This window comes from Amycolatopsis sp. A133 (assembly GCF_031082405.1).
Classification (GTDB): domain Bacteria; phylum Actinomycetota; class Actinomycetes; order Mycobacteriales; family Pseudonocardiaceae; genus Amycolatopsis.
This window is the reverse complement of sequence record NZ_JAVHJU010000003.1, coordinates 306590-332164: the sequence shown is the minus strand read 5'-3', so window position 1 is coordinate 332164 and position 25575 is coordinate 306590. Positions and strand designations below refer to the sequence as shown.

General features: G+C 74.0%; 14 protein-coding genes. 3 read left to right on the top strand and 11 right to left on the bottom strand.

Annotated features, from left to right (window positions below):
• Positions 1-27 precede the first annotated feature (27 nt).
• A complete protein-coding gene (locus Q5425_RS04345; RefSeq protein WP_308670765.1) occupies positions 28-240 on the top strand; it encodes a DUF2795 domain-containing protein in 213 nt (70 codons plus the stop codon).
• Here Q5425_RS04345 and Q5425_RS04340 read toward each other — a convergent pair.
• Positions 237-527, bottom strand: a complete 291-nt coding sequence (locus Q5425_RS04340; RefSeq protein WP_308670764.1) for a hypothetical protein — start codon at positions 525-527, stop codon at positions 237-239. The two genes, Q5425_RS04345 and Q5425_RS04340, sit on opposite strands and share 4 nt — an antisense overlap.
• 51 nt (positions 528-578) lie before the next feature.
• On the opposite strand from Q5425_RS04340, the gene Q5425_RS04335 reads away from it, so the two are divergent.
• Positions 579-1145: a cysteine hydrolase family protein gene (locus Q5425_RS04335; RefSeq protein ID WP_308670763.1), complete on the top strand. Its 567-nt coding sequence runs from the start codon at positions 579-581 to the stop codon at positions 1143-1145.
• Positions 1146-1316: 171 nt separating this feature from the next.
• Here the strand turns inward: Q5425_RS04335 and Q5425_RS04330 are convergent, their stop codons facing one another.
• Both Q5425_RS04330 and Q5425_RS04325 read right to left on the bottom strand, forming a co-directional pair.
• Positions 1317-2219 carry a serine hydrolase gene (locus Q5425_RS04330; RefSeq protein ID WP_308670762.1) on the bottom strand — a complete coding sequence of 301 codons (903 nt, stop codon included), beginning with the start codon at positions 2217-2219 and terminating at the stop codon, positions 1317-1319.
• On the bottom strand, positions 2216-3085 hold the full coding sequence (locus tag Q5425_RS04325; protein ID WP_308670761.1) for a LysR family transcriptional regulator: 870 nt from the start codon (positions 3083-3085) through the stop codon (positions 2216-2218). Before Q5425_RS04325 ends, Q5425_RS04330 begins: the two co-directional genes overlap by 4 nt.
• A gap of 108 nt (positions 3086-3193) precedes the next feature.
• Between Q5425_RS04325 and bla the strand changes: the two genes are divergently transcribed.
• Positions 3194-4099 (top strand): class A beta-lactamase, encoded by a 906-nt coding sequence (bla, locus tag Q5425_RS04320; protein WP_308670760.1) that lies wholly within the window; start codon positions 3194-3196, stop codon positions 4097-4099.
• A gap of 32 nt (positions 4100-4131) precedes the next feature.
• Here bla and Q5425_RS04315 read toward each other — a convergent pair whose 3' ends face one another.
• The 8 genes from Q5425_RS04315 to Q5425_RS04280 form a co-directional block, all read right to left on the bottom strand.
• The gene (locus tag Q5425_RS04315) at positions 4132-4752 is read right to left on the bottom strand and encodes an NAD(P)H-dependent oxidoreductase (RefSeq protein WP_308670759.1); all 621 of its coding nucleotides are present in this window, start codon (positions 4750-4752) and stop codon (positions 4132-4134) included.
• On the bottom strand, positions 4749-5597 hold the full coding sequence (locus Q5425_RS04310) for a TauD/TfdA family dioxygenase (RefSeq protein WP_308670758.1): 849 nt from the start codon (positions 5595-5597) through the stop codon (positions 4749-4751). The genes Q5425_RS04315 and Q5425_RS04310 overlap by 4 nt, the downstream gene beginning before the upstream one ends.
• A gap of 272 nt (positions 5598-5869) precedes the next feature.
• Positions 5870-7141, bottom strand: coding sequence for an ATP-grasp domain-containing protein (locus Q5425_RS04305; protein ID WP_308670757.1), 1272 nt, complete (start codon positions 7139-7141; stop codon positions 5870-5872).
• Positions 7138-8400, bottom strand: a complete 1263-nt coding sequence (locus Q5425_RS04300) for an ATP-grasp domain-containing protein (protein WP_308670756.1) — start codon at positions 8398-8400, stop codon at positions 7138-7140. Before Q5425_RS04300 ends, Q5425_RS04305 begins: the two co-directional genes overlap by 4 nt.
• Complete coding sequence (locus tag Q5425_RS04295) at positions 8397-13796, bottom strand: non-ribosomal peptide synthetase (RefSeq protein ID WP_308670755.1); 5400 nt, start codon at positions 13794-13796, stop codon at positions 8397-8399. The genes Q5425_RS04300 and Q5425_RS04295 overlap by 4 nt, the downstream gene beginning before the upstream one ends.
• A complete protein-coding gene (locus tag Q5425_RS04290; protein WP_308670754.1) occupies positions 13793-16783 on the bottom strand; it encodes an amino acid adenylation domain-containing protein in 2991 nt (996 codons plus the stop codon). Before Q5425_RS04290 ends, Q5425_RS04295 begins: the two co-directional genes overlap by 4 nt.
• Positions 16784-16793: 10 nt before the next feature.
• Positions 16794-22109 (bottom strand): polyketide synthase, encoded by a 5316-nt coding sequence (locus Q5425_RS04285; protein WP_308670753.1) that lies wholly within the window; start codon positions 22107-22109, stop codon positions 16794-16796.
• Positions 22106-25564: an amino acid adenylation domain-containing protein gene (locus Q5425_RS04280; RefSeq protein ID WP_308670752.1), complete on the bottom strand. Its 3459-nt coding sequence runs from the start codon at positions 25562-25564 to the stop codon at positions 22106-22108. Before Q5425_RS04280 ends, Q5425_RS04285 begins: the two co-directional genes overlap by 4 nt.
• Positions 25565-25575: the final 11 nt, after the last annotated feature.

Genomic DNA, 25575 nt, shown 5'->3' with positions numbered 1-25575 from the left:
GGGGAGAGCACGATCAGGAGGTGAGCGATGCCCGCTCCGGACCGGACCAGCCTCGAGCAGCACCTGTCCGAGACCGAGTACCCGTGTGGCCGCGACGAGCTCCTGCGCCGCGCGGCGGCCGCAGGTGGCGGCGACTCCGTGCTGGGCTCGCTCGGTGGTCTGCCGCACAGCGACCGGTACGACAGCTTCGACGCCGTCTGGGAAGCGGTGTCCGCCAAGCACATCGGCGGAGCACCCTAGGCGAGGCGTTCCACGGCGTCGCGGGCTTCCTTGAGGTCGGCGCCGGTGCGGTCGCGGTAGGCCTTGATGGCCTGGATCTTCTTGCCCTCCCGCAGCAACGCGGTCACCTCGGCGGGCACCGGCTCCTCGACGGCCACCCCGAGCCGGTCGGCGATCGCGTCCAGCTTCCGTTCCACCCGCGCGAGACGGCGATCGACCCGGCCGAGCCTGCGGTCCGTGGACGATGACCCCAGTGCGACGACCGCGACCAGCACGACGACACCGAGCAAGAGCATCCCGTAGTCCATCCGGGCATGCTACTTCCGGAAATTGTCGGTGCCCGTGGTTAGGGTGACGCCATGACCACGCTGACCGGCCGCCCGCACACCGCCTTGCTCGTCATCGACGTGCAGAACGGGGTGATGGAGACGGCACACGACCGCGAATCCGTCCTCGCCAACCTCGTCACGCTGGTGGAAAAGGCCCGCGCGGCCGGCACTGAGGTGGTGTGGGTCCAGCACACCAGCGACGAGCTGCCGCGCGGGAGCGAGACCTGGGAGTACGTCCCGGAACTGGTGCGCCGCGAGGAGGAACCGCTGGTGCACAAGCTGTACGGCGACTCCTTCGAGGACACCGACCTCGAGGAGGTGCTGGCCGCCCGCGGCATCGGGGCGCTGGTGGTGGCGGGAGCCCAGACGGACGCTTGTATCCGGTCGACCCTGCACGGCGCCCTGGTCCGCGGCTACGACGTGACTTTGGTGGCGGATGCGCATTCGACGGAGGATTTGACCGCGTACGGTGCCCCGGCGCCGGGGCAGGTCATTGCGCACACGAACATGTATTGGAAGTTCCAGAGCGCGCCCGGGCGGACCGCGGGGACGGTGGAGACGGCCGAGGTGGAGTTCGGGGTGAAGGCACCGGCTTGAGTTCGGGGGCGGTCGGGCGGGTTCCGGAGGCCGGGCGGGGGTGCGGCGGGTGTCGTCGGCGGGTTCTCCGGCGAAAATGTGCTGCTTCCACGCCGCGACCCACATAGCCGGGCGGCCAGCTCGGTCACCCGCGAATCCGGCCGCCCCAAGCGGTTTTCTCACTCGGTGGTTTCACTCGCCGCGCAGGTGGTCGCGCAATGAGCGCGCCACCCGGGCCATCAGCACCTCCGCCTCCGGCTGGAGGACCGCCGGGACCCTCGACTCCGTCAGGGCCACCACCCCGAACACGCCGCCGTCCGCGTGCTCGGCCACGCCCGCCTCGTGGCGCAAGTTCAGCAACGTTCCCGTCTTCGATGACCAGCGGACCGCGTCCGAGGCGAAGTCGGGCGTCAAGCGGTGGCGGATCATGTTGTTCGCCATCAGCTCGCGGACGCCCGCGGCCACCGACCGGTCGATCTTCGACGGCGTCCACAGCGCCTGCAGCAGTCCCAGCAGCGCCCGGGCGGAGGCGGCGTTCGCGCGCGTGACGTCGAGCTGCGGCAGGCGATGGCCTTGGCCGGCCGTCGATGCGCCGATGGCCAGTGCGTGGGCCAGGTCCACCTCGCCCGCGCCGAACCGCTCGGCCGGTGTCTCGACCAGGTCGCGCATCAGGTGGCGCACCGCTATCCCGGCCACTCCCCACTCGCCCAGCAGGCGCGTGACCTCCGGTGGCGGTGTCAGGCCGAACAGGACGTCGGCGGCCGTTCCGTCGCTCAGCGACGTGCTCAGGTACAGCAGGTCGTCGACGGCGACGCGGGCCGGGTGCCGGAAGCGGGTCAGGCCGATCGGGCCGGGCGTGGTGACGCCGCCGGGCGGTACCTCCAGCTGCGTTGCGCCGTCGAGCTCGCCGCGGCGGATGCGCTCCAGTGTGGCCGCCGCCAGGGGGACCTTGACCAGGGAGGCGATCGGGTACTCGCGGTCCGGGTCGATGCCGAGCTCGGCGCCCGACCGCAGGTCGCGGACCAGGAACGACCCGCGCAGCCCGCCTTCCTCCAGTGCGGCGCGCAGGTCCCGGACCAGCGCTTCGGCGGTCACCGGCCGGCTCCGAGGCACCGGCCGACGGCCGCCCGCAACGGCGTCCGCAACCGCTCGGCGTCCTCACCCGAGGCGGCGGCGACGCCGAAGCCGCGGGCGAGGTCGAGCTCGCCGATCGGCCGCCAGTGCAGCCGCAGCTCGTCCGCCTGCGCCACCGAGCACAGCAGCAGGTCCGCCGAGGCGAACACCTCCGCGGCCGCGGACGTCAGCGAACCGGCCACGGCCACCTGGGCCGGGGACAGGCCGACGGCGTCCCGCACCCGCAGCACCCGGTCGCGGACGTGCGGGACGTCGTCTTCGGGCTGGATCCAGACGCGCCGCCGCGGGCCGCCGGACCGGCCCGCCCGCAGTGTCTCCAGGTGCACCACCCGGCCCGGCGGCGGCACGGCCCCCGCGACACCCAGCGGCACGGACCACACGCCGTCCTCGGCCGGGACGGCGGTGAGCGCGGCCCGCACCTCGCCCGTGCGGACGAGCTCGGCCCGCTCCCCCGGTCCCGCCGCGCGGAACTCGAGGTGGAGCTCCAGCGCGCGGGCTTCGGCGGCGAGCCCGGCGAGTTCGCGGACGCCGCAGGTGGCCGGCACGGCGACCCGCACCGGCCGCAGCCGGGCGCGCTTCGCGTCGTGTTCCAGCGCGTCGGCCAGCTGCACGAGCCGCTGGGCCGAGGGCAGCACGTCCCGGCCGAACGGGGTGAGCCGCGCCCGGCGGGTCGAGCGGTCGAAGAGCCGCTCCCCGAAGTGCCGTTCGAGCGCCGCGATGCGCCGGCTGGCGACCGGCTGCGGGATGCGCGCGAGCGCCGCACCCGCCGTGAAGCTCCCCGTCTCGCTCACGCTCACGAACGCCCTGCAGCCGCCGACCAGGTCCACGACCTCACTTTATGCGATTCCGGCATCAAACCGCCTACTTCCGTCTTGGACAGCATGAACGAACGTCGTGAGACTGCGGATGTCGATCAAGACCGGAAGGAAGTTCCCGTGCCGTTCCCCCACGTCCGGCGGGCCGCGCTCGCCGCGCTGGTCCTCGTGCTCACCGCTTGCACCGCAGAAGCGCCGACGCCGACACCGACGCCGACCACGGCACCGCCGTCGGCCACCGCCGCGGCACCGCAGCCGGACTTCGCCCCGCTCGAACGCGACTTCGACGCCCGGCTCGGCGTGTACGCCGTCGACACCGGCTCCGGCCGCGAGTTCGCCCACCGCGCCGACGAACGCTTCGGCTACGCCTCGGCGCACAAGGCGTTCTCCGCCGCCGCCGTGCTCCAGCGCACCAGCCTCGACGGGCTGGCGAAGGTGCTCACCTACACCCGCGCCGACCTGCAGCCGAACTCCCCCGTCACCGAACAGCACGTCACCACCGGCATCTCGCTGCGCGACGCGATCGACGCGGCACTGCGCTACAGCGACAACACCGCCGCGAACCTGCTGTTCCGTGAGCTCGGCGGCCCGCCGGGGCTCGCCGCCGCGCTGCGCGGGATCGGTGACACGACCACCCACGTCGACCGGATCGAACCCGGCCTCAACGACCTCGCGCCGGGCGACGTCCGGGACACGAGCACCCCGCGGGCGATGGCAGGCAGCCTGCGCACCTTCGCCCTCGGAACCGCGCTCCCGCCGGAGAAGCGGACCATCTTCACGGACATGATGCGCGCCAACAAGACCGGTGCGGCCCTGATCCGGGCGGGTGCGCCGGCGGGCTGGGTGGTCGGTGACAAGACCGGCACCGGCGAATACGCCACCCGCAACGACATCGCCGTCGTCTGGCCGCCGGGGCGGGCGCCGATCGTGCTGGTGGTCATGTCCAGCCGCCAGGCGGAGAACGCCGAGCACGACGACCGGCTGATCGCGCAAGCGGCGAAGCTGGTCCTCGACGCCCTCCGCTGACACTGACACTGACACTGACATCGACGCTGACGTCAACGGCCGCCGAACAGCCGGCGCACCTCCGCTTCGACGTCGTCGAGCCACGCGGCCCGCTCGGCCGCCCCGGCGTCGGCCACCACCCGCAGCACCAGCCGGCTCACCTCGGGCTCCCCGAGGTAAGGGGCGAGGCAGCGCCGCCAGATCGCATCCAGCGGGTCGCCGAACAACGTCCGCTCACGGTCCTCCGTGGTGTCGGACGTGTTGATCACCAGCAGCCGCTTCAGGGCGAGCAGCGACTCGGGCGCGCCGCCGGCGTCGTCGAGGCGGTAGGCCACGCCGGGGACGAGGATCCGGTCGAGCCAGCCGCTGAGGATCGCGGGCGGCTTGCCCCACCAGTTGGGGTGCACCGCGACGAGCCCGCTCGCCTCGCGCAGCTCGTCGCGGTGGCGCCGCACCAGCGGATCCGGTTCGGCGGCGAGGAACTCCTCCGCCCGGCTCCCGCTGGTGCAGGCCTCTTCCGCGGTCAGGACCGGGTCGAAGCCTTCGGCGTACAGGTCGTGGAACTGCACGGGCGTGCCCGCGCGGCCCAGCGTGTCGACCACCCGGGCGGCGAGCGCGTGGTTGAAGCTCCCGGGCCGGGGATGGGCGAGCAGGACCACCACCGGACCGGTCATCCCGTCATCGCCACCAGGATGCGCCGCCGGCCGGTGAACGGCTCGCGGCCGTGGGCCATCAGCATGTTGTTGATCACCATGATGTCGCCGGCCTGCCACGGGAACGCGTAGCTGACCTCGTCGTAGACCTCGCGGATCTGCGCCAGGTCGGCGGCCGGGATCGGGCTGCCGTCGGCGAAGTAGGCGTTGCGCGGCAGGTCCTCCTCCGGGTACAGCTCCAGCAGCGCCTCGCTCACCTCTTCGCCGAGGCTCCAGATGTGGAAGAGGTTGGCCTGGTTGAACCACACGGTGTCCCCGGTGTGCGGTTCGGTGAGGAACGACGGCCGGACGTGCCGCGTGCGCAGCCCGTCCTCGGTCCATTCGAAGGTCTGGCCGTGGCGCGCGCAGTAGTCTTCGACGACCGCGCGGTCGTCGGTCTGGAAGGCCTCCTGCCAGGTCAGTCCGAGTCCTTCGCGGAACGCGCGCGTGTAGGTGACGCCGTCCGCGAACCGCTCGCGCAGGTCTTCGGGCAGTCGCCGGAACATCGCCCGGCTGTCCGCGATCGGGGTCGCGCCGCCGGTTTCCGCGGCGGTGTCGCACAGGAAGAACAGCCGCGCCGGCCAGCTCGCCGAGTAGGAGTTCTCGTTGTGCATCGGGATCGACTCGGCGGGCGGGTATTCGGTCGAGGTGTAGATGTTGCCCGCCACCGCCGAGCGCGGCGTCGACCGCTCGGTGTAGGTGAGCAGCGCCCCGCCGATCGTCTCGGTGACGGTGTTGAACAGGCCGAGGTCGGCGGGCAGCCCGCGCAGCAGGATCGCACCGTGGTCGCGCAGGTGCTCCTGCAGCTGCGGCAGCCGAGCTTCCACCGCCGCCAAGTCGGCGGCCGGGAAGACGGCGATCCCGGTGTGCTCGTTGCCTTGTAGTCCCCAGGGCGCTGCAAGATCGGCTTCTTTTCGGGGGCTCCGGGTGGCGGAGCCCCCGGCCTGGGGCGAAGCCCCGGATGTCACAGCTTCTTTTCGGGGGCTCCGGGTGGCGGAGCCCCCGGCCTGGGGCGAAGCCCCGGATGTCACAGCTTCTTTTCGGGGGCTCCGGGTGGCGGAGCTCCCGGCCTGGGGCGAAGCCCCGGATGTCACGGCGGTCATGCTTCCTCCAGTTCGAATCGGACCAGCTTGGTGGCCTCGGCGTGCAGCGCGGCCAGGTCGTCGGCGTCGGCGAACCCGGCGACGAACGCGTTCACCGCGTAGGTCTCGTGGTCGTCGCTCAGCAGCTGGCCGGGCGACACGGTGGTGATCACCGAGAACACCTCGGGCAGGTCTTCGAGCTCGGCGAGGCCGTGGATGCGGACCAGCCGGCCGTGGCCGGCGGCGTAGAGGATGAGCTCACCGACGGGGACGGGCAACCGGGCCGGTTCCCGCGGCGGCGGTGGGGTGCCGAGGCCCAGCGCCACCGTCTCGGCGAAGACGTCGATGCCGGTCCGCAGCTTCAGCAGCAGGGCCGTGGCGCCGCCGACCGGACGGCCCGCGTTGACCTCGACGATCGTCGGGCCCGCGACGGCGTCGTCGATCACCTCGACGTGGGCGCTGGTGTTGTCCAGCCCCAGCGCCCGGACGGCGTCGGCCACCGCCTGCGTGACCAGCTCGGCCCGCTCCGGCGCCAGCCCGAACGGCGGGCTGACCATGACGAGCTCGAACTTGCGCTCGTCCACCAGCGGTTTGCCGACGATCTCGACCGGCTCCACCACGCCGTCGCGGACCAGGACGTCCACCGCGTACTCCGGCCCGTCGAGCCGGCCTTCGACGAGGAACACCCGCCGCGGGTCGAGGCCGCCGGGCAGCGGGCGGTGGTAGCGCGCGTCCGGGTTCTCCGGCAGCCGGGTGGCCAGCAGCTCGTACGCCGCGACCAGCTCGTCCACTGTGGACACGGTGCGGACGAGGGTGCTGGCGGCGCCGTTGACCGGCTTGACGATCGCCGGCAGCCCGACCTCCTCGGCGATCTTCGCCGCCTCGGCCGGATCGGCGAACAACGCGCACCGCGGGCCGGGCAAGCCGGCTTCGGCGAGCACCCGGCGGACGGCGTACTTGTTGTGGGCCAGGGTGAACACCGCCGCGGGGCAGCGCGCGACCCCGAGCAGCTCGGCGACCCGGGCGGTGCTCGCGATGATGCCTTCGGCGGCGGTGAGCACGCCGGCCGGCCCGGGATCACGGGCCCGGATCGCCTCGGCGACCGCGGCCGCGTCCCGGACGTCGCCGACGACGACGAAGCCGTCGACCAGCGGCGCCAGCTCGGCCCGCTCGAGGTCGTCGAGGGGTTCGGTGACCAGCTCGGCCCGCAGCCCGGCGGCCCGGACCGCGGCGGCGAAGTCGCGGATCCAGTGGCCGCGCGTCTCGCGGACGATGAACGCGGTCCTCACCCGACCTCCAGCCGGATCAGCTTGCTCGCCTCGGCGTGCAGGGCGGCCAGGTCGTCGTGATCGGCGAACCCGGCGACGACGAGGTTGACCGCGTACGTCTCCTGCTCGTCGGTGAGCACCTGGCCGGGCGAGACCGTCGTCACGACGTCGACCACCTCCGGCAGCGCGGCGACCTCGTCGAGACCGCCGATGCTCCGCAGGGTGCCGGACCCGGCCGCGTAGAGGATCAGCATCGCCAGCGGGATCGGCAGTTTCGCCGGCTCCCGTGCGGGCGGCGGCGCGCCCAGGGCGAGGGCCGTCAGCTCGGCGAACACGTCGACGCCGGTGCGCAGCCTGGCCAGCAGCGGCATGATCGAGCCCGCCGGGCGGCCCGCGTTGACCTCGACGATCGTCGGGCCGCGCCGCTCGTCGTCGATCACCTCGACGTGCGCGACGGTGTTGTCCAGCCCCAGCGCGAGCACCGCGGCGGACGCGGCTTCGGCCACCAGCGCCGCCCGCTCCGCCGGGAGGTTCGCCGGCGGGCAGGACAGCACCAGCTCGAACTTGCGCTCGTCGATCAGCGGCTTGTCGAGGATCTCGACCGGCTCGGCGACGCCGTCGCGGATCAGCACGTCCACCGCGTATTCCGGGCCGTTCAGAAAGCTTTCGACCAGAAAGGTCGCCGACGGGTCCAGTGCCCCCAGCGGCCGGTGGTAGCGCGGGTCCGGGGAGGCGGGCAGCCGCGTGGCCAGCAGCTCGTACGCGGCCGCCAGCTCGTCCACAGTGGACACCGTGCGGACGAGGTTGCTGCCGGCGCCGTTGACCGGCTTGACGATCGCCGGGAGCCCGACGCGCTCCACCACCGCGGCCGCTTCGGAGGCCGCCGAGATCAGCGCGAACGCGGGACCCGGCAGCCCGGCCGTCGCCAGGGCCGCCCGGACGGCGGACTTGTCGGCGCACCGCGCGAACACCTCGGCCGGGCACCGGGCCACGCCGAGCAGCTCGGCGACGCGGGCGGTGGCGGCGATGGCCCCGTCCGAACCGGTCAGCACCGCGACGGGCGACCCGAACGCCGAACGGATCTTCGCGGCGACGGCTTCGGCGTCGTAGACGTCGTCGACGGCCACCACGTCGTCCACCAGCGCGGCCAGCGACGCGCGCTCGGCCGCGTCCACCGGCGGGGCGAACAGCACCGCGCGGTGTCCGGCCGCGTGCACCGCGGCGGCGACCTCGCCGACCCAGTGCCCGCGGGCTTCCCTGATCAGGGCCACGACGCTCACGCGGCCTCCTTCCCGGCGAGCTTCCGCTCCCGTTCCTGGGCGCCGACGAGGTCGTCCGGCAGCGAATCGGGTACCTCGGTGTCGAACCGGCGCAGCAGCCGCACACCGAACCCGCCGATGTTGATCAGCAGCAGGACCAGCGCGTAGACGACGTAGGCGAGCCCGACCCCGCGGCCTTCGCCGGTGCCGAGCACCGTCCCGACCGAGCCGGCAAGGGCGCCACCGGGGGCGAGCAGCGGCGAGAACCAGCCGACGGCCAGCGGGGCCAGCACCGCGAACCCGATCGGCAGGGTGGACCAGGTGATCGTCTGGTTGATCGCGAACACCCGGCCGTGGAACCGCTGCGGCACCTTGACCTGCACCAGCGTCGCGTAGATGCCCTGGGACACGGCCATCGCGGCGGCCAGCAGGAAGACGCCCGCGGCGACGACGGCCAGCGACGGCCGCAGCCCCATCACCAGGCAGCCGAGCGCGATGCCGACGTTGCCCGCCAGCACGCCGACCATCCGCCGGTTGCGCGGGCCGCCCCACAGCGCCATGCCGATGCCGCCGGCCACGGCGCCGACCGCCTCGGCCAGTGCGACCTTGGCGACGTCGGTGACCGTGCCGAAGGACAGCACCAGCGGCGAGACGAGCACCAGCGCGGGCGCCAGGAAGACGTTGGCCAGCGCGAAGTACAGCAGCATGGTGCGGAAGCCGCGGTGGTTCCACGAGTACTTCAGCCCGCCCGCGATCGCCGTCAGCAGCGGTTCGCGCGGGCGCCAGCCCAGCAGGTCGGGGAACCGGATGAACAGCAGGCTGACGATGGCGAAGACGTAGCTGGCCATGTCGAGGACCAGGATCCCGGACAGCTGGATCGCCGCGAGCAGCCCGGCCGCGATGACCGGCATGAGCAGCTGCGCGAAGCCGTTGGACAGCTGCGCGAGACCCATCGCGTGGCCGAGGTACTGCTTCGGCACGAGCTGCGCCACCGACGACTGGTAGGCGATCCGCTGGATCGACCCGGCGACCGACCCGAGCGGGATCAGCACGTAGAGGAACCACAGCTGCAGGTTCCCCGCGGTCAGCAGCAGGGCCAGCGCGAGCTGGATGGCCCCGGCGATCGCGCTGGCCGTGATCATGATCTTGCGCCGGTCGCCGCGGTCGACCAGCGCGCCCGCCACCGGCAGGACCAGCACCCCGCACAGCAGCGCCAGCGCCCAGAGCAGGCCGAGGTCGGTGACCGAGCCGGTTTTTGTGTAGAGCCAGATCGGCACGGCGAACGACGTCAGCGCGGAGCCGGTCGAGGAGACCAGCTGGCCGACCGTGACGGTGACGAACCGGGCCATGCTCGGCTGCACCGCGGGCTTCTCGTCCACTTCTGCCTGATGGGTGTCGTGCACCGCCCAGCCGGCGTCCTCGCCCCGGGCCGAGACGTGCAGCTCGCCGGGGTCGTCGAGCGCGGGGTACACCCGGGTGAGGATTTCCGCGAGTTCCTCCGCGCGGTACCGGAGGAAGAAGTGCCCCGCCTGGTCCAGGACGACCAGCGCGGTGCGGTCGGTGAGGAACTCCCACTCGCGGTAGCGCTCGGCGTAGTAGTCGGTGACCGGGTCCGCCGAGCCGACGACCGAGACGATCGGCGCGCGCAGCTTGGCGACGCGGGCGTCGAGCAGGCCGCTGAAGTACTCCTCGGCGGCGCGGCTGTCGGCGCGCATGTTGCTGATGATCCGGTCGGCCTGCGCCGGGTCGAGGTCGTCGGTGTCGACGCCCATGCCCTTGAGCCAGTTCGCGTAGTAGCGGTTGCTGCGCAGCTTCTCCAGCCGCGTGCGCAGCGTCCCGACGGCACCCTTGATCCGCGCGAACGGGAAGATCGCGCCGATGTGGACGACCTCGAGTTCGCGGCCGCGTTCTTCGAGCCGCCGGGCGACGCCGACGGCGAGCGCGTTGCCGACCCCGCAGTGGCCGTAGATGGCCAGCGGGCCGTCGACGCGCTCGAGGACCTCCTCCGCCAGCCGCTCGACGAGTTCGTCGAACGGCACGGCTTCCTCGGTCAGGCCGACGTCGTGGCCGGGGATCGCGACCGAGAACAGCGAGTACCCGCTGGGCAGCGCGTCGGCCAGGGGCTGGTAGACGATCGCGCTGCCGCCGCCGTAGGGGAAGCAGACGTAGGTGAGCGTCGGCTTCGCGACCGGCTTGGTCAGCTCGTACAGCAGGTGGCCCGAGTCGTCGCGATCGCCGTCCAGGAACTCGGCCAGCTCGCGGATCGTGCGGTGCTGGAACAGGTCCATCACGCCCGCCTGGTGCCCGGCCTTCGCGATCCGCGCGACGACCTGGGTGGCGAGCATCGAGTGGCCGCCGAGGTCGAAGAAGTCGTCGTCCACGCCCAGCTCGTCGACCTTGAGCACGTCCCGCCAGATGTCCGCGAGCAGGACCTCCAGCGGCGTCGACGGCTCGACCAGAGCCGTCGTCGCGTCGCGGGCCGCGACCGGGGCGGGCAGGGCCTTGCGGTCGAGCTTCCCGTTCGGCGTCAGCGGCAGCTCGTCGAGGGTGACGAACGACGGCGGCACCATGTAGTCCGGCAGGCTGCGCTTCAGCGCCGTCCGCAGCACGCCGGGGTCCGCGTCGCCGACGACGTACCCGACCAGCCGCTTGTCCCCCGGCGTGTCCTCGCGGACGAGCACCGCGGCGTCGCGGACGCCGTCCTGCTCGCGCAGGGCCGTCTCGATCTCGCCGAGTTCGATGCGCAGGCCGCGCAGCTTGACCTGGTGGTCCAGCCGGCCGAGGAAGCCCAGCGTCCCGTCCGGGCGCCAGTGCGCGAGGTCGCCGGTGCGGTACATGCGGCCGCCGTGGAACGGGTCGGGCACGAACCGCTCGGCCGTCAGCTCCGGCCGGTTGTGGTAGCCGAGCGCCAGCCCCACCCCCGCGATGTGCAGCTCGCCGGGGACGCCGGCCGGGCACGGGTTTCCGCGCCGGTCGAGGACGTGGATCCGGGTGTTGCGGATCGGCGCCCCGATCGGCACGGACGCCACCTCGGCCAGCGCTTCGGGGGTGCAGTGCCAGGCCGTGACGTCGATGGCGGCTTCGGTCGGGCCGTAGAGGTTGTGCAGCTCGCAGTGCGGCAGCCGCCGGACGAACTCGCGGGCGGTGTCCAACGGCAGTTCCTCGCCGCTGCAGACGACCCGCCGCAGCGCCGTCACGGCCTCGAGGCCGGCTTCGGCGAGGAACAACGTCAGCATCGACGGCACGAAGTGCGCGGTCGTGATCCCTTCGTCGACGAGGAGTTCCCGCAGGTAGGCGGCGTCCTTGTGGCCGCCCGGCTCGGCCAGGACCAGCCGCGCGCCGGTGATGAGCGGCCAGAAGAACTCCCACACGGAGACGTCGAAGCTCGCCGGGGTCTTCTGCAGCACCGCGTCCGAGCCGTCGAGGCCGTAGGCGCGCTGCATCCAGTCGAGGCGGTTGACGATGCCGCGGTGCCCGTTCGGCACGCCCTTCGGCCGCCCGGTGGACCCGGAGGTGTAGATGACGTACGCGGGATCGTCCGCGGTCGCTGGCGGTTCCACGGGCGTGCCCGGCCCGGTCAGGTCGTCGAGGACGACGACGGTCGCCTCGCCCGGCGGGAGGGTCTCCCGGAGGGCGGCCTGGGTCAGGACGACCGGGGCGGCCGCGTCTTCGAGCATGAACGCGAGCCGGTCCGCCGGGTACTCCGGGTCGAGCGGCACGTACGCGCCCCCGGCCTTGAGCACGCCGAGCAGCGCGACGACCAGGTCGAACGACCGCTGCGCGAAGACGCCGACCAGGGTCCCCGGTGCTACCCCCAGCTCACGCAGGCGGTGGGCCAGCCGGTTGGCGCGCTCGTCCAGCTCCCGGTAGGACAAGGACTCACCGCGGAAGGTCAGCGCGGGCGCGTCCGGCGTGCGGGCGACCTGTGCCTCGACGAGGCCGTGGAGCGTGCCCGGCGGGATCTCCCCCGCCGTGTCGTTCCAGCGGTGCACCACCAGGTCCCGCTGGTCGCCCAGGATGTCCAGTTCGGACAGTGCCCGCGTCGGGTCGGCGACGATCGAGCGCAGCAGAGTGACCAGGCGATCGGCCATGCCGGCGACCGTTTCGGCGCCGAAGAGCGCGGTGTTGTGCACGAACTTCCCGATGAGCCCGGTGGCGATCTCGATGGCGTGGAACTCGAAGTCGAACCGGGTCGAGGGCAGGTCCATCGGCAGCCAGCGGAAGTCCACTTCGGACGTCCCCGCCGCGGCGAGCCGGCCCATCTCGTAGTTCTGCAGCACGAACATCGCCTGGAACACCGGCGAGCGGCTCACGTCACGGGGCACGCCGAGCGTGTTGACCAGGCGCTCGAACGGGACGTCGGCGTGGTCGAACGCGTCGAGCACGTGCCGCCGGGTCCGCTCCAGCAGTTCGGCGAACGCCGGGTCGCCGTCGAGCTGGGCGCGCAGCGGCAGCATGTTGACGAACATGCCGACCACGCCGTCCAGCTCGGGCAGCCCGCGCCCGGCCGACGACGACCCGACGGCGAAGTCCGCCTGCCCGGAGTACCGCGCCAGCAGCACCTGGTACGCGGCCAGCAGGGTCATGAACAGCGTGACGCCGTGCGAACGGCTCAGCTCGCCGAGGGCCTGCGCGAGGTCCTGCTCGACGAAGAACTCGTGGATCGCCCCGTCGAACGCCTGGGTCGCGGGCCGCGGCCGGTCGGTGGGCAGTTCCAGGGGCTCGACGCCGCGGAGCGCGCCCTGCCAGAAGCCGAGCTGCCGGTCCAGTTCGGCGCCGGTGAGGGTCCGGCGTTGCCAGTGCGCGAAGTCGCCGTAGCCGATGGACAACGCGGGCGGCGCTTCCGCCGTGCCGTGGTAGTGCGCCGCGAGGTCGCGCAGCAGCAGGTCGACCGACCAGCCGTCGCCGACGATGTGGTGCGTGCACACCACCAGGAGGTGCTCCTCGGCCGAAATCCGGGCGAGGGTGGCCCGCAGCAGCGGTCCGGCGGCCAGGTCGAACGGCTCGGCGGCCGCGGCGTCGATCACCGCGCGCGCCGCTTCCTCGCCGTTTACGTCCACAATGGACAAAGGCACGGTGACGACCGGTTCGACGTGGGCGGCCGGCTGCCCGTCCTCTCCGGTCGGGAACCGCATGCGCAGGGCCTCGTGCCGCGCCGGCAGGGCGTCCAGGGCGGCCTGCAGGACACCCGGGTCGAGCCGTCCGGTGAGCCGGATCGGCACGGGGATGTGGTACGACGTCGTGCCCGGAGCGAACTGCTCCATGAACCAGACGCGTTCCTGCTGGTAGGACAGCGGAACGGGGTCGCCGTCCGGGCGCCGGGTGATGGTCGCGGCCGGCTCGGTGCGCCGCCGCAGCCGCCGTTCCAGCAACGCGCGGCGCGCGGCCGCGCTGCCGGTCTCGTCGATCGTGGTCACGCCTGCTCACCTTCGGCCAGCTGGGCCCGGACTTCTTCGTCGCTGAGCCGGTCGAGGTCGGCTTCCAGCCGCCGCTCGACTTCGGCGGCCAGGCCGGCCACCGTGGTGAACGAGAAGAGACCGCGGACCGGCAGGTCGACGCCGACCTGCTTGCGGATGCGGGACATGGCGCGGATGGCCAGCAGGGAGTTGCCGCCGCTGGCGAAGAAGTCGTCGTGCACCCCGAGCTTCTCGACGCCGAGGAGTTCGCCGAGCACCTCGGCGACCAGCTCCTCGGCCGCGGTGGTCGGAGCCACGTACTCCGCCGCGCCGCCGAGCTGCGGGTCGGGCAGGGCGGCCCGGTCGAGCTTCCCGCTCGCCGCCACGGGCAGCGCTTCGAGGGTGACGAACACCGTCGGCACCAGGTACTCCGGCAGCGTCGCCCGCAGCGCTTCGGCCGCGCCGTCGGCGGTTCCGGCGACGTAGCCGACGAGGATGCCTTCCCGGACGGCCACCGCGGCGTCGCGGATGCCGGGCAGCTCCCGCAGCGCGGCTTCCACCTCCCCCGGCTCGATCCGGTAGCCGCGCAGCTTGACCTGCTCGTCGGTCCGGCCGAGGTATTCCAGGGTGCCGTCGCGGCGCCACCGCGCGAGGTCGCCGGTGGCGTACATCCGCCCGTACGGGCCGTCGGGGAACCGCTCGGCGGTCAGTTCAGGCAGGCCGAGGTAGCCGTGGGCGAGCTGCGCCCCGGCGAGGTGGAGCTGCCCGGCGACCCCCGGCGGGACCGGCCGCAGCCGCTCGTCGAGCACGTACGCCCGCGTGCCGGGCGCCGGCCGGCCGATCGGCACCGGCCCGGAGACGGGTCCGCCGAGCCGGTGGAGCACGCAGCCGACGGTCGCTTCCGTCGGCCCGTACTCGTTGGTGACGGCGATTCCGGAGAACGGCCGCACGGCCTCACCCATCAGCGCCTCCCCGCCGAGCACCAGATCCCCGGTGGGGTACGACTCCTCCGGCAGCACCGCGAGGTGGGTCGGCGTGGCCTTGACAAAATCGGGCCGTCCGGTGTCCACGATGGAGCCCCCGGCGGTGAGCGGCCCCAGCAGTGTCGTCACCGTCAGGTCGAACGACGCCGAGGTGTGCAGCAGCGCCCGGCCCGCCAGGCTCGGGTACGCCTCGCGCGCCCAGCCGAGGTAGGTGGCGAGCGCGCGGTGCCCGACCTGCACGCCCTTCGGCCGCCCGGTCGAGCCGGACGTGTAGATCACGTAGGCGACGTCGTCCGGGCCCGCGGCGGGTTCGGGGTCGTCGGTCGAGGCATCGGCCCAGACGGCGGGATCGTCGAGGGCGAGGGTCTCGCCTTCGAGCGTGACACCACCCGCGGTGAGGACCACGCGGGCCCCGGCGTCGGCGAGGATCAGCGCCTGCCGCGGCGCCGGGTCGGCCGGGTCGAGGGGGACGTAGGCCGTGCCGCTCTTCAAGGCCCCGAGGACGCCGGCGACGAGGTCCGCCGAGTTCGGCGCGCAGACCGCGGCCACCCCGCCGCCGCCGAGGCGGTGCGCGATCCGGTTGGCCCGCGCATTGAGCTCGGCGTAGGTCAGCCGGGCACCGCCGAGGTCGACGGCGACGGCGTCGGGCGTCGCCCGCACCTGCTCTTCGAAGCGCGCGACGAACAGCGGCGACGAGTCCCCGGTGGACGAGCCGCTCCACTCCTCGACCTGACGGCGTTCGGCTTCCGACAGCAGCGGAAGATCCGCGACCGGCGTCGCCGGATCCGCGGTCGCGGCCACCAGGATCCGCAGGAACCGGTCCACCATGGACTCCGCCGTCGCCCGGTCGAACAGGTCGGTGCGGTACAGCAGCCGGCCGCCGACGGCGGTCAGGTCGATGGCGACGTCGTCCTTGGCCGTGGCGTAGCGGACCGGCTCGATGCCCGAATCGGGGATGAAGTTGAACCCGATCTGGTACAGCGCCTGCACCGCCGGGTCGCGTTCGGGCCGCACCTCGTCCGCGACCAGCTGGAACGGCACCCGGCCGTGCTCGATCGCGTCCAGCACGGCCGTCCGGACCCGGCCGGTCAGCTCGGCGAACGTCGGGTCGCCCCCGCAGCCGACGCGGATGGCCAGCTGGTTGACGAACATGCCGATCAGCGGCGCCAGCTCCGGCAGGTCTCGCCCGGCGACCGGAACCCCGACCACGACGTCGTCCGTCCCGGACAGCCGGGACAGCAGCGCGGTGTAGCCGGCGAGCAGCACCATGAACGGCGACGCCGACAGTCCCCGGCCGACCTCGCCCACCCGCTCCAGGAGCCCGTCCGGCAGGGTGAAGTCGACCTGGTCGCCGTCGAACCCGAACTCCGCGGGCCGCGGCCGGTCGGTGGGCAGGTTGTGCACGGGCGCGAGCCCGGCCAGCCGCTCGCGCCAGTAGTCCAGCTGGGCCCGCACGGACGGCAGCTGATCGCGCTGCCACGCCGAGTAGTCCGGGTACTGGACGGCCAGCTCGGGCAGCTTCGGCAACCGTCCTTCGGCGGCCGCGTTGCACGCCTCGTTCAGCTCGTTCGTCAGCACCGGCACCGAGCCGGCGTCGAACACCGTGTGGTGCACGACGAAGGTGAGCAGCCAGTCCGCGTCGCCGAGCCAGCAGAGCTGGGCTCGCCACGGCGGTGCCGCGTCCAGGGGGATCGGGCGGCGGGCGATGGCCTCGGCCAGTTCCGCCGCTTTCGCTTCCCGGTCCGGGTGCTCGCGCAGGTCGTGCACCTCGGGCTCGATCGGCACCTCGGCGTGCACGACCTGGACGAGGTCGCCGCCTTCCAGCCGGAACGCCGTCCGCAGGGCTTCGTGGCGCCCGACGACCACGCCGAGCGCGGCCCGCCACTGGCCGTCGGACAGCGGCAGGTCCTGCCGCACCTGGCAGGGCAGGTTGTACACCGGGGACGCCGGGTCGAGCTGGTTGGACAGCCAGATCCGCTCCTGCCCGAACGAGGCCGGGAACGTCCATTGTTTCGTGTCGGTCATGTCTCCTGCTTCAGCGCTCGAGCTTGGGGATGGTGGTCGCGGCCGGCTCCGCTGCGGCCGGGGCGGAGCTTTCACGTGAAAGCTCCGCACCCCGCAGTTCCTCGATCCGCTCGGCCAGGGCGGCCACCGTGGAGGATTCGAACAGCGTCTTCATGGCCAGCCGGGCGCCGGTGGTCTTGCGGACCTGGGCGATCAGCTGGATGGCGACCAGCGAGTTGCCGCCGAGGGCGAAGAAGTCGTCGTCGACGCCGACGCGCTCGACGCCGAGCACTTCCGCCCACTGCCGGGCGATCTCGGCCTCCAGATCGGTGCGCGGGGCGAGGTAGCCGTCCTGGACCGGTGCCTCGGCCGGCTCGGCCGCCTCTTCGGTTTCCTCCAGCCGCTCGGCGGTGACCCGGCGGGCGAACAGGTCGCGCACCGGGCGGGTGCTGATCACGACCTGGCCTCCGAGGCCGGGCGTCAGCGCGCGCAGGAACGCCTCGGCGCCGTCGACCGGCCGGATCCCGGCGCTATCCACAGTGGACCGCGGCGCCACCGCCGCGAGCCCGCCGCTCACCGCGCCTTCGTCGACCTGCCGCAACACGAAGTCCTCGATTTCGACGAGCACGCGCCCGTCGTCGGCGCACAGCGTCAGATCGGCCGAGACGACCTGGTCCCCGCCGGAGTCCCGGTACCGCAGGTGGCTGTGGAAGCTCGCCGGGAGCGGCGCGTGCACCACCACGCGGCCGTAGCTCATCGGCAGGTAGGTACCGCTGCCCCGGCCGCGGCCGAACGCGGTCGCGACGTCGAGCAGCGCCGGGTGCAGCGCCCAGCCGGTGTCCCCGGCCGCCGCCTCGGGCGCGACCAGCGAGGCCAGTTCTTCGTGCTCGCCGACGTGGTGGGTGCGCAGCGCGGCCCACCGCGGGCCGAAGGTGACCATGCTGGTCCGGCCGGTGCCGAAGGCGTTGCCGTCGTCGAGCACCCGCGTCCGGCCGCGGACCGCATCGAGGTCCACCGTGGACGTCGTCGGGGCCGGGACCCAGCCCGCGGAGCCGCGGACGTGCACCTTGGTCACCCCGGCCGCGCGGCTGGTCACCGCGAACCCGTCGCCGTCGAAGGCGACCCGGTACTCCGCGACCGTGCCTTCGGGCACCGAGAACGGTTCGAGGAACACGACGTCCTGCAGTTCGACGACGTGGCCGTCGCCGGGGCGCGGCAGCGCCGCCTCGACCGCGGCCCGCACGCTTTCCAGGTGCCCGGTGCCCGGGACGACCGGCACGCCGGCGATCCGGTGCTCGTCGAGCAGCCAGTGCCCGGCCGCCGAAACCAGCCCGTGGCAGCTCCCGCCCGTGCGGGTGCTGAGCACCGGGTGCGCGACCGGGCCGTCCGCCTTCGTGCGGGTGGAGCGGATCGCCGACGGCGCGGCCACCTCGGCGGCCATGCCGACCTCGTCCCAGCCGCCCCAGTTGTGCGAGACCACGCGGGCCCGCCAGCCGTGGTCGCCGCGGGCGTAGGCGTCGAGGAAGTTGTTGGCCGCGCAGTAGTCGACCTGCCCGAAGTCGCCGGAGACGGCGGTGACCGACGAGCACAGCGCGACGAAGTCCAGCGGCAGGTCGGCGAACGCCTCGGCCAGGGCCAGGGTGCCGCCGATCTTCGGCGCCAGCACCGCCTCCGCGGCCGGCCGCTCCTTGACCTCGGCGACGCCGCCGCCGGGGAGCCCGGCCGCGTGGACGATCCCGTCGAGCCCGCCGAATTCGCGCTCCGCCAGCTCGCGAACCTCCCGCAGCCGCGCCGGGTCGGTCACGTCGGCGGCGACCACGTGCACCACCGCGCCGGCCGCCTCCATCCGCCGGACGGCGAGCACCGCCCGCCCGGCCCGGTCGGTGCCGCCGTGCGCGGCCAGGTGCGCGTCCCACTCTTCCCGCGGCGGCAGGCCACCACGGGTCAGCAGGATCAGCTTCGCCCGGACGCGCAGGGCGAAGTCTTCGGCCAAGGTGACGCCGATGCCGCCGGTGCCGCCGGTGATGAGGTAGCGCCCGCCTGCGCGCAGCACCGGCGCGGCCTCGGGCACCGCGAGCTGGGTGTGCTCGAGCACCCAGCGGCGGCCGCGGCGCACCGCGACCTCGGCCGGGGCGTCCGCCGGGTGGAACAGCTCCGCCACGACCTCCGCCGACACCGTCTCGACGTCGATCCGGCGCACGACCGCACCCGGGACTTCCAGGGGGACCACCCGCGCGATGCCCGCGAGCGTGGCGTGCTCCGGCCGGGTGAGGTCGGTGCCGGTGACGTCGGCGGTGCCGGTGCTCAGCACGTCGATCCGCACCGGCTCGCCCCAGGCCTGCACCAGGTTGAGGACGCTGAAGAACCCACGGTCCTGCGCGGCCATGCCGGTCTCGGTCCCGCCGAGCGCCCAGGCGTGGACCACGCGTTCCGGGCGGTGCGCGAGGGCGGCGACGAGTTCGTCGTAGTCCTCGCGCACGCCCGGCCGGACGGTGAAGCCGCCCGCGACGGCGGCGAACCGCTCGCCGGGCCGGACCTCGGTGACGGCGACCCCGGCGTCTCGCAGCAGGCCGGGGAGGACGTCGTCTTCGACGAACGCGAGGCAGTCCGTGAAGGGCTCGCGCCGCAGGTCCGGCCCGGCTTGACGCCAGGACGGGACGGCGAACCACTCGTCGAGGGGCAGCGGGCCGCTCGGCCGCTCGGGCTCGGCGAGCGTCCCCTTCGGGTCGGGGTCGATCCAGTACCGCTTGCGCGCGTAGGGGTAACCCGGCAGGGGCACGCGGTAGCCGGACGTGGACTCCACGGGCACCCCGTGCGCCCACAGGAGACCGGCCGCGGCGTAGAGCGTTTCGACGTCGCCCTCGCGGTCGGTGCGGCCGGGCAAGCTCGGCCGCGGCGCGGGGAGGCCCTTCGGCACCGCGGCGCGGGCGAGCCCGGCCAGCTGGTGGCCCGGGCCGCATTCGACGAGCGCCCAGCGCTCTCCCCCGGCGAACAGCGTCCGAACACAGTCGCCGAACCGGACGGCCCGGCGCAGGTGGGCGGCCCAGTAGCCGGGATCGGTGGCCTGGGCGCCGGTGATCCAGCCGCCGGTCAGGTTCGACAGGAACGGCAGCGCGGGCGCGGACCGCGGCACCGCGGCGACGGCCTCGGTGAACTCCGCCAGGATCGGGTCCATCATCGGCGAGTGGAACGCGTGCGAGGTCACCAGCTCCCGGCACTGGACGTCACTGGCCTTGAGCAGCGCGGCGAAGTCGGCGACGGCGCCGGACGGCCCGGCGACGACGCAGGTGCCGGGCCCGTTGACCCCGGCGATCGCCAGTCCTGCGGGCAGCCGCTTCGCGACGGCCTCCTCGTCGAGCTGGACGGCGAGCATCGCGCCGGCGGGCATCGCCTGCATCAGCTCGCCGCGCCGGACGACCAGCCGCACGGCGTCGGCCGGGGTGAACACCCCGGCCACGGTCGCAGCGACGTATTCGCCGACGGAGTGGCCGATCATCGCCCCGGGCCGCACGCCCCAGCTGCGCCACAGCACGGCCAGCGCGTACTCGACGACGAACAGCGCGGGCTGGGTGTAGCGGGTTTCCCGCAGCTTCGTGTCCCCGCCGCGGTCGAAGATCAGGTCCTTCAGGCCCGCGATCCCCGACAGCTCGCAGCACTCGTCCACGGCGGCGGCGAAGACGGGCTCGCTGCGGTACAGCTCCGCGCCCATCCCGGCGTACTGGGAACCCTGGCCGGAGAAGAGGAACGCCACCTGGGGCTCGTCCGCCCGCGCGGCCAGCAGGCGCCGCGGGTCGCGCAGGCCGTCGACGGCGTCTTCGGTGTCGCGGGCGACGACGACCGCCCGGTGCGGGTACTCGGTGCGGCCGGCCGCGAGGGTGTGCGCGACGTCGGCGAGGTCGAGGTCGACGTCCCCGGCCAGCCGGTCGGCGAGGTGCTCGACCGCGGTGGCGAGCGTCTCCGGCGTCTTCGCCGACACCCGCAGCAGGTGCGCCGGGTGCGGACGGCGCTGCCGCCGCGGCGGCGGGGCCTCCTCCAGCACCAGGTGGGCGTTGGTGCCGCCGACGCCGAACGAGCTCACGCCCGCCCGGCGCGGGGTGTCGGCCGCTTCCCACTTGGTGACGGTCCGCGCCGGGTAGAACGGGCTGCGCGGGAAGTCGATGCCCGGGTTGGGCTCGGCGTAGTTGATCGTCGGCGGGATGAGCCCGTGCTCCATCGCCAGCACGGTCTTGATCAGCGCCACGACCCCCGCCGCCTGGGACAGGTGGCCGATGTTCGACTTCACCGACCCGATGGCGCACCAGCCGGTGTCCGGCACCCCGTGGCCGTACACAGTGGACAGTGAGTTGATCTCGATCGGGTCGCCGAGCGCGGTCCCGGTGCCGTGCGCCTCGACGTACCCGATGGTGCGCGGGTCGACCCCGGCCATGCCGACCGCCTGCGCGATGGCCTCGGTCTGGCCCGCGACGCTCGGCGCGGAGAAGCCGACCTTCGTGGCGCCGTCGTTGTTGATCGCGTTGCCGAGCACGACCGCCCGGATGTGGTCGCCGTCTTCCAGGGCCTGGGACAGCCGTTTGACCAGGACGACCCCGGCGCCGCTGCTCCACACCGTGCCGTTGGCGCCGGCGTCGAACGCGCGCACGTGCCCGTCCGGCGAGGTGAAGCCTTCGACGCCCATGTACCCGATGCCGTGCGGCATCTCCAGGTTGACCCCACCGGCCAGCGCCATGTCGCATTCGCCGTTGCGCAGGGCCTCGCAGGCCAGGTGCACCGCGACCAGCGACGTCGAGCACGCGGTGTGGATCGCCAGGCTCGGGCCGCGCAGGTTCAGCTTGTAGGACACCGCCGTCGTCAGGTAGCTCGGCTGGTTGCCGGTCGACATCCCGATGCCGCCGTGCTGCGAGGCCATCACCCGCTCGTTGCGCAGCAGGTTCTCGACCAGGTAGCCGGTCCGCCCGGTGCCGCCGTAGACCCCGATCGCCCCGCGGTAGCGGGCCGGGTCGTAGCCGCCGTCGGTCAGGGCCGAGTGGCAGGCTTCGAGGAACACGCGGTGCTGCGGGTCGGTGATCTCGGCTTCGCGGCTGGTCATCCCGAACAGGTCGGCGTCGAACTCGTCGAAGCCCTCGACCACCGTGGTGGCGTTGACCCAGCTGGGATCGTCCAAAGTGGCCGGATCGGCGCCGCGGGCGAGCAGTTCCTCGCGGGTGGCGGGCTTGACGGACTCCACGCCGTCGACGAGGTTGCGCCAGAACCGGCGCAGGTCGCCGGCGCCGGGGACGCGGGCGGCCATCCCGACGATCGCGATCGGCTCGGCGCCGGGGTCGGAGTCGGGTTCGAGGTCGTGGGTCACTGCGGTCGCTCCTGTTCCTGGCCGGTCGTGCCGGCACTGCGGCGGGGTCTTCTGGACGGGGTGCGCCCCCGGCGGGCGGCGACCCGCTCGGCGGCGCGGGCGAGCTCCGGGCTGGGTGCGGCCCCCGCGTGCAGGTGGGTGGCGAGGGCGCGGACGGTGGGGTGGGTGAACAGGTCCACCATCGGGATGCTGCGGCCGAGCCGGGCGGTGACCTCGGCGTGGACGCGGGCCAGGGCGAGCGAATGCCCGCCGAGGTCGAAGAAGTTGTCGGTCACGCCCACGGCGCCGAGCCCGAGCACCTCCCGCCAGGTGGCCGCGATGACCGCCTCGGTGGCGGCCAGCGCGGCCGGATCGGCGGCGGGCACCGGGTCCGGGCGGGGCTGCGCGCGACCGGACGCGCCCGGCGCGGCGGTCCGGACGGCCGCCCGCGGGAGTTCCGGCACGCAGGTCGCGGCCGGCCGGTCCGGCTCGGCGGCCAGCGCCGCGAGGAGCGCGGTGAAGTCCTCGGCCAGCGCGGCCATCCGGGCCGCGTCGAACAGGTCCGGGTTGTAGAGCAGCTCCACCCCGTGCTCGAGGACGTAGACGGTCAGGTCGAACGGCGAGCCCGGCTTTTCGACCGGCAGCCACGCTCCACGCACCCCGGGCAGGTCCAGGCGAGGCTCGGTGAAGTTCAGGACGTTGACCATCACCTGCACGAGCGGGGCCCGCGACGGGTCGCGCGGCACGCCGAGCGCGTCCACGAGCCGGTCGATCGGCGCCGCCGGGTGCGCGGTGGCGGCCAGGAGCTCCTCGCCGCTGCTGCGCACCTGCGCGGTGAAGTCCGCGTCCCCGGCGCGCAGCCGCACCGGGACGATGTCCACGAAGAACCCGGCGACGTCCTGGACCTCGGCCAGCTGCCGGTCCGCGACGACGGTGGCCACCAGGTGGTCGGTCCCGCCGGTGAGCCGGCGCAGCAGCTGCCCGAACGCCGCCAGCACCACACCGGCGCGGGTGGTCCCGGTGCGCCGGGCCAGTTCGCCGACGGCCTCGGCGACCCCGCCGGGGAACGCCTGGTGGTGGCTCGCGCCGCGGTAGGTCTGCACCGCCGGGCGCGGGCGGTCCCGCGGCAGGTCCACAGTGGACGGGGCACCGGCCAGGTGCCCGGTCCACCAGGCGAGGTCGACGGCCTCGCGGCGGCGGTCGCGGTCCGCGCGCCACACCGCGTAGTCCGCATAGGACACCGGCAGCGGCGACAGGACCTCACCGCGGTAGGCCGCGCCGAGGTCCGCGCAGAGCAGCTCCTGCGACCAGCCGTCGAACACCGCGTGGTGCAGCGTGAAGCCGAGCACGTGGTCCTCGGGCCCCAGCTCGTAGAGCCGCACCCGCCACGGCGGCTCGCGGTCGAGCCGGACCGGCGTCGCCGCGTCGGCGGCCAAGCGGGCGCGGACACCGGCTTCGGGCAGCGGCCGGACCGGCAGCTCGACCTCGCCGGGCGGCAGGCACTCCGCCCGCGGGACCCCGTCGACCGGCCGGATGCGCCAGCGCAGCACGTCGTGCCGCCCGGCGACCGCGCGCAGGGCGGCCCGCAACGCCTCGACGTCGAGGGGGCCGGTCAGCCGGAACGCCAGCGCGATGTTGTACGGCGCCGCGTCCGGGGCGAGCTGGTCGAGGAACCACAGCCGCCGCTGCGGCGGGGACAGCGCGGGCGCGTGCCCGGCCGTCGGGCCGGCCCCGGTGAGCGGGGCGGCCGCGGCGACCCGGCGGGTGAGCCCGTCCAGGGTCCGCCCGGCGAAGACGTCTTCGACGGACACGTCGGCGGCCAGGTCCGCGCGCAGCGCCGCGACCAGCCGCATCGCGGAGATCGAATCGCCACCGGAAAGCAGGAAGTCGGTCCCGGCGCCCGGGCCGAGCACCTGGCGCCACACCGCCTCCACCGGCGAGCCGGGCGCAGCGGCGTTCTCGGGCTCGCTCTCGGCGAGCGCCCGCAGGGCGGGCCGGTCGATCTTGCCGGTGACGGCGTTGACGGGCAGCGCGTCCAGCCGCCGGAGCACGGCCGGGCGCATCGCCTCGGTGAGCCGGTCCCCCGCGTGGGCGTGGATGTCCGCGTCGGACGGCGCCGAGGCCGGGGTGAGGAACGCGACCAGCCGGGTGCCGCCGGGGCCCGGCACGGCCTCGACCGCGACGGCACCGACGCCGGGGTGGGCGCCGAGGGCGGCTTCGACCTCGCCGAGCTCGATCCGCTGGCCGCGGACCTTCACCTGGCGGTCGGCGCGGCCGGCGAACTCCAGCCTGCCGTCGGGGCGCAGCCGGGCCAGGTCGCCGGTGCGGTAGAGCCGCTCCCCCGGTGCGAACGGGTCCTCGGCGAACTTCCGGGCGGTCAGCTGCGGGTCGTTCAGGTAGCCCGCGGCCACGCCCGGGCCGCCGATGACCAGTTCGCCCACCTCGCCGGGCGGGACGGGCCGCAGCTCGTCGCCGACGACGAACGCGCGGTGGCCAGGGGTCGGCGTGCCCAGCGGCAGCGGGTCCGCGGGGATCCCGGTCACCTCGTCGGTGACCACGACGACGGTCGTCTCGGTCGGGCCGTAGACGTGGAAGAACCGGCGGCCGGGCCGCCAGCGGGCGGCCAGCTCGGCGGGCACGGGCTCGCCGCCGCAGGCCACGGTCCGCCAGCCGGGCACGTCGGCGGGGTCGAGCAGGGACAGCAGCGTCGGCGTGCTGAAGCCCCAGTTCACGTCGTGCTCGACGACGAACCGGCGCAGCCGCTCCGGGTCGGCGCGGTCGGCCGAGCCGGCGAGCTGCACCGAGCCGCCGACGGTCAGCGGCACGAAGACGTCCATGGTGAACGCGTCGAACCCGAGCGAGGAGATGCCGAGCGTGCGGCTGCCGGGGCCGACGCCGAGCCGGGCGGCGAACCCGCTCACGAACGCGACGATGTTGCGGTGGCGGGTGAGCACGCCCTTCGGCCGCCCGGTCGACCCGGACGTGTAGAGCACGTGCGCGGTGCTGTCCGGCGTGGCCGGGCAGACCCCGGGCGCGGCGGGCGGCGGGACGTTCATCCCGAGCGCGGGCCCGAACTCGGCCACCGCGGCGTCGCCGACCACCAGCGAGACCCCGGCGTCGGCGACGATCCCGGCCAACCGGGCCCGCGGGCCGCCCGGCTCGAGCGGGACGTAACAGGCGCCGGACAGCAGGACCCCGAGGACGGTGGTCACCAGCGCGGGCGTCCGGTGCGCGCACACCCCGGCCCGGGTCTCCGGGCCGGCGCCCCGGTCGCGCAGAGCGGCGGCGACACCCCAGGCCGCGGCGACGAGCTCAGCGTAGGTGAGCTCGGTGGCGCCCTGCCGCACGGCGAGCGCGTCCGGCGTCCGCTCCGCCTGCGCCAGGATCAGGCCGGCGACCGTTTTGTCCACAAAGGACTGTCCGGCGAAAGCCGGTGCCGGGCCGTCGATGCCCGTGCCGGGCAACGTGTCGGTCAACGTGAACTCCC

Coding starts and splice junctions, on each gene's coding strand:
- Q5425_RS04345 (WP_308670765.1), top strand. CDS start 28: ATGCCCGCTCCGGACCGGACCAGCCTCGAGCAGCACCTGTCCGAGACC.
- Q5425_RS04340 (WP_308670764.1), bottom strand. CDS start 527: ATGGACTACGGGATGCTCTTGCTCGGTGTCGTCGTGCTGGTCGCGGTC.
- Q5425_RS04335 (WP_308670763.1), top strand. CDS start 579: ATGACCACGCTGACCGGCCGCCCGCACACCGCCTTGCTCGTCATCGAC.
- Q5425_RS04315 (WP_308670759.1), bottom strand. CDS start 4,752: ATGACCGGTCCGGTGGTGGTCCTGCTCGCCCATCCCCGGCCCGGGAGC.
- Q5425_RS04290 (WP_308670754.1), bottom strand. CDS start 16,783: ATGACCGACACGAAACAATGGACGTTCCCGGCCTCGTTCGGGCAGGAG.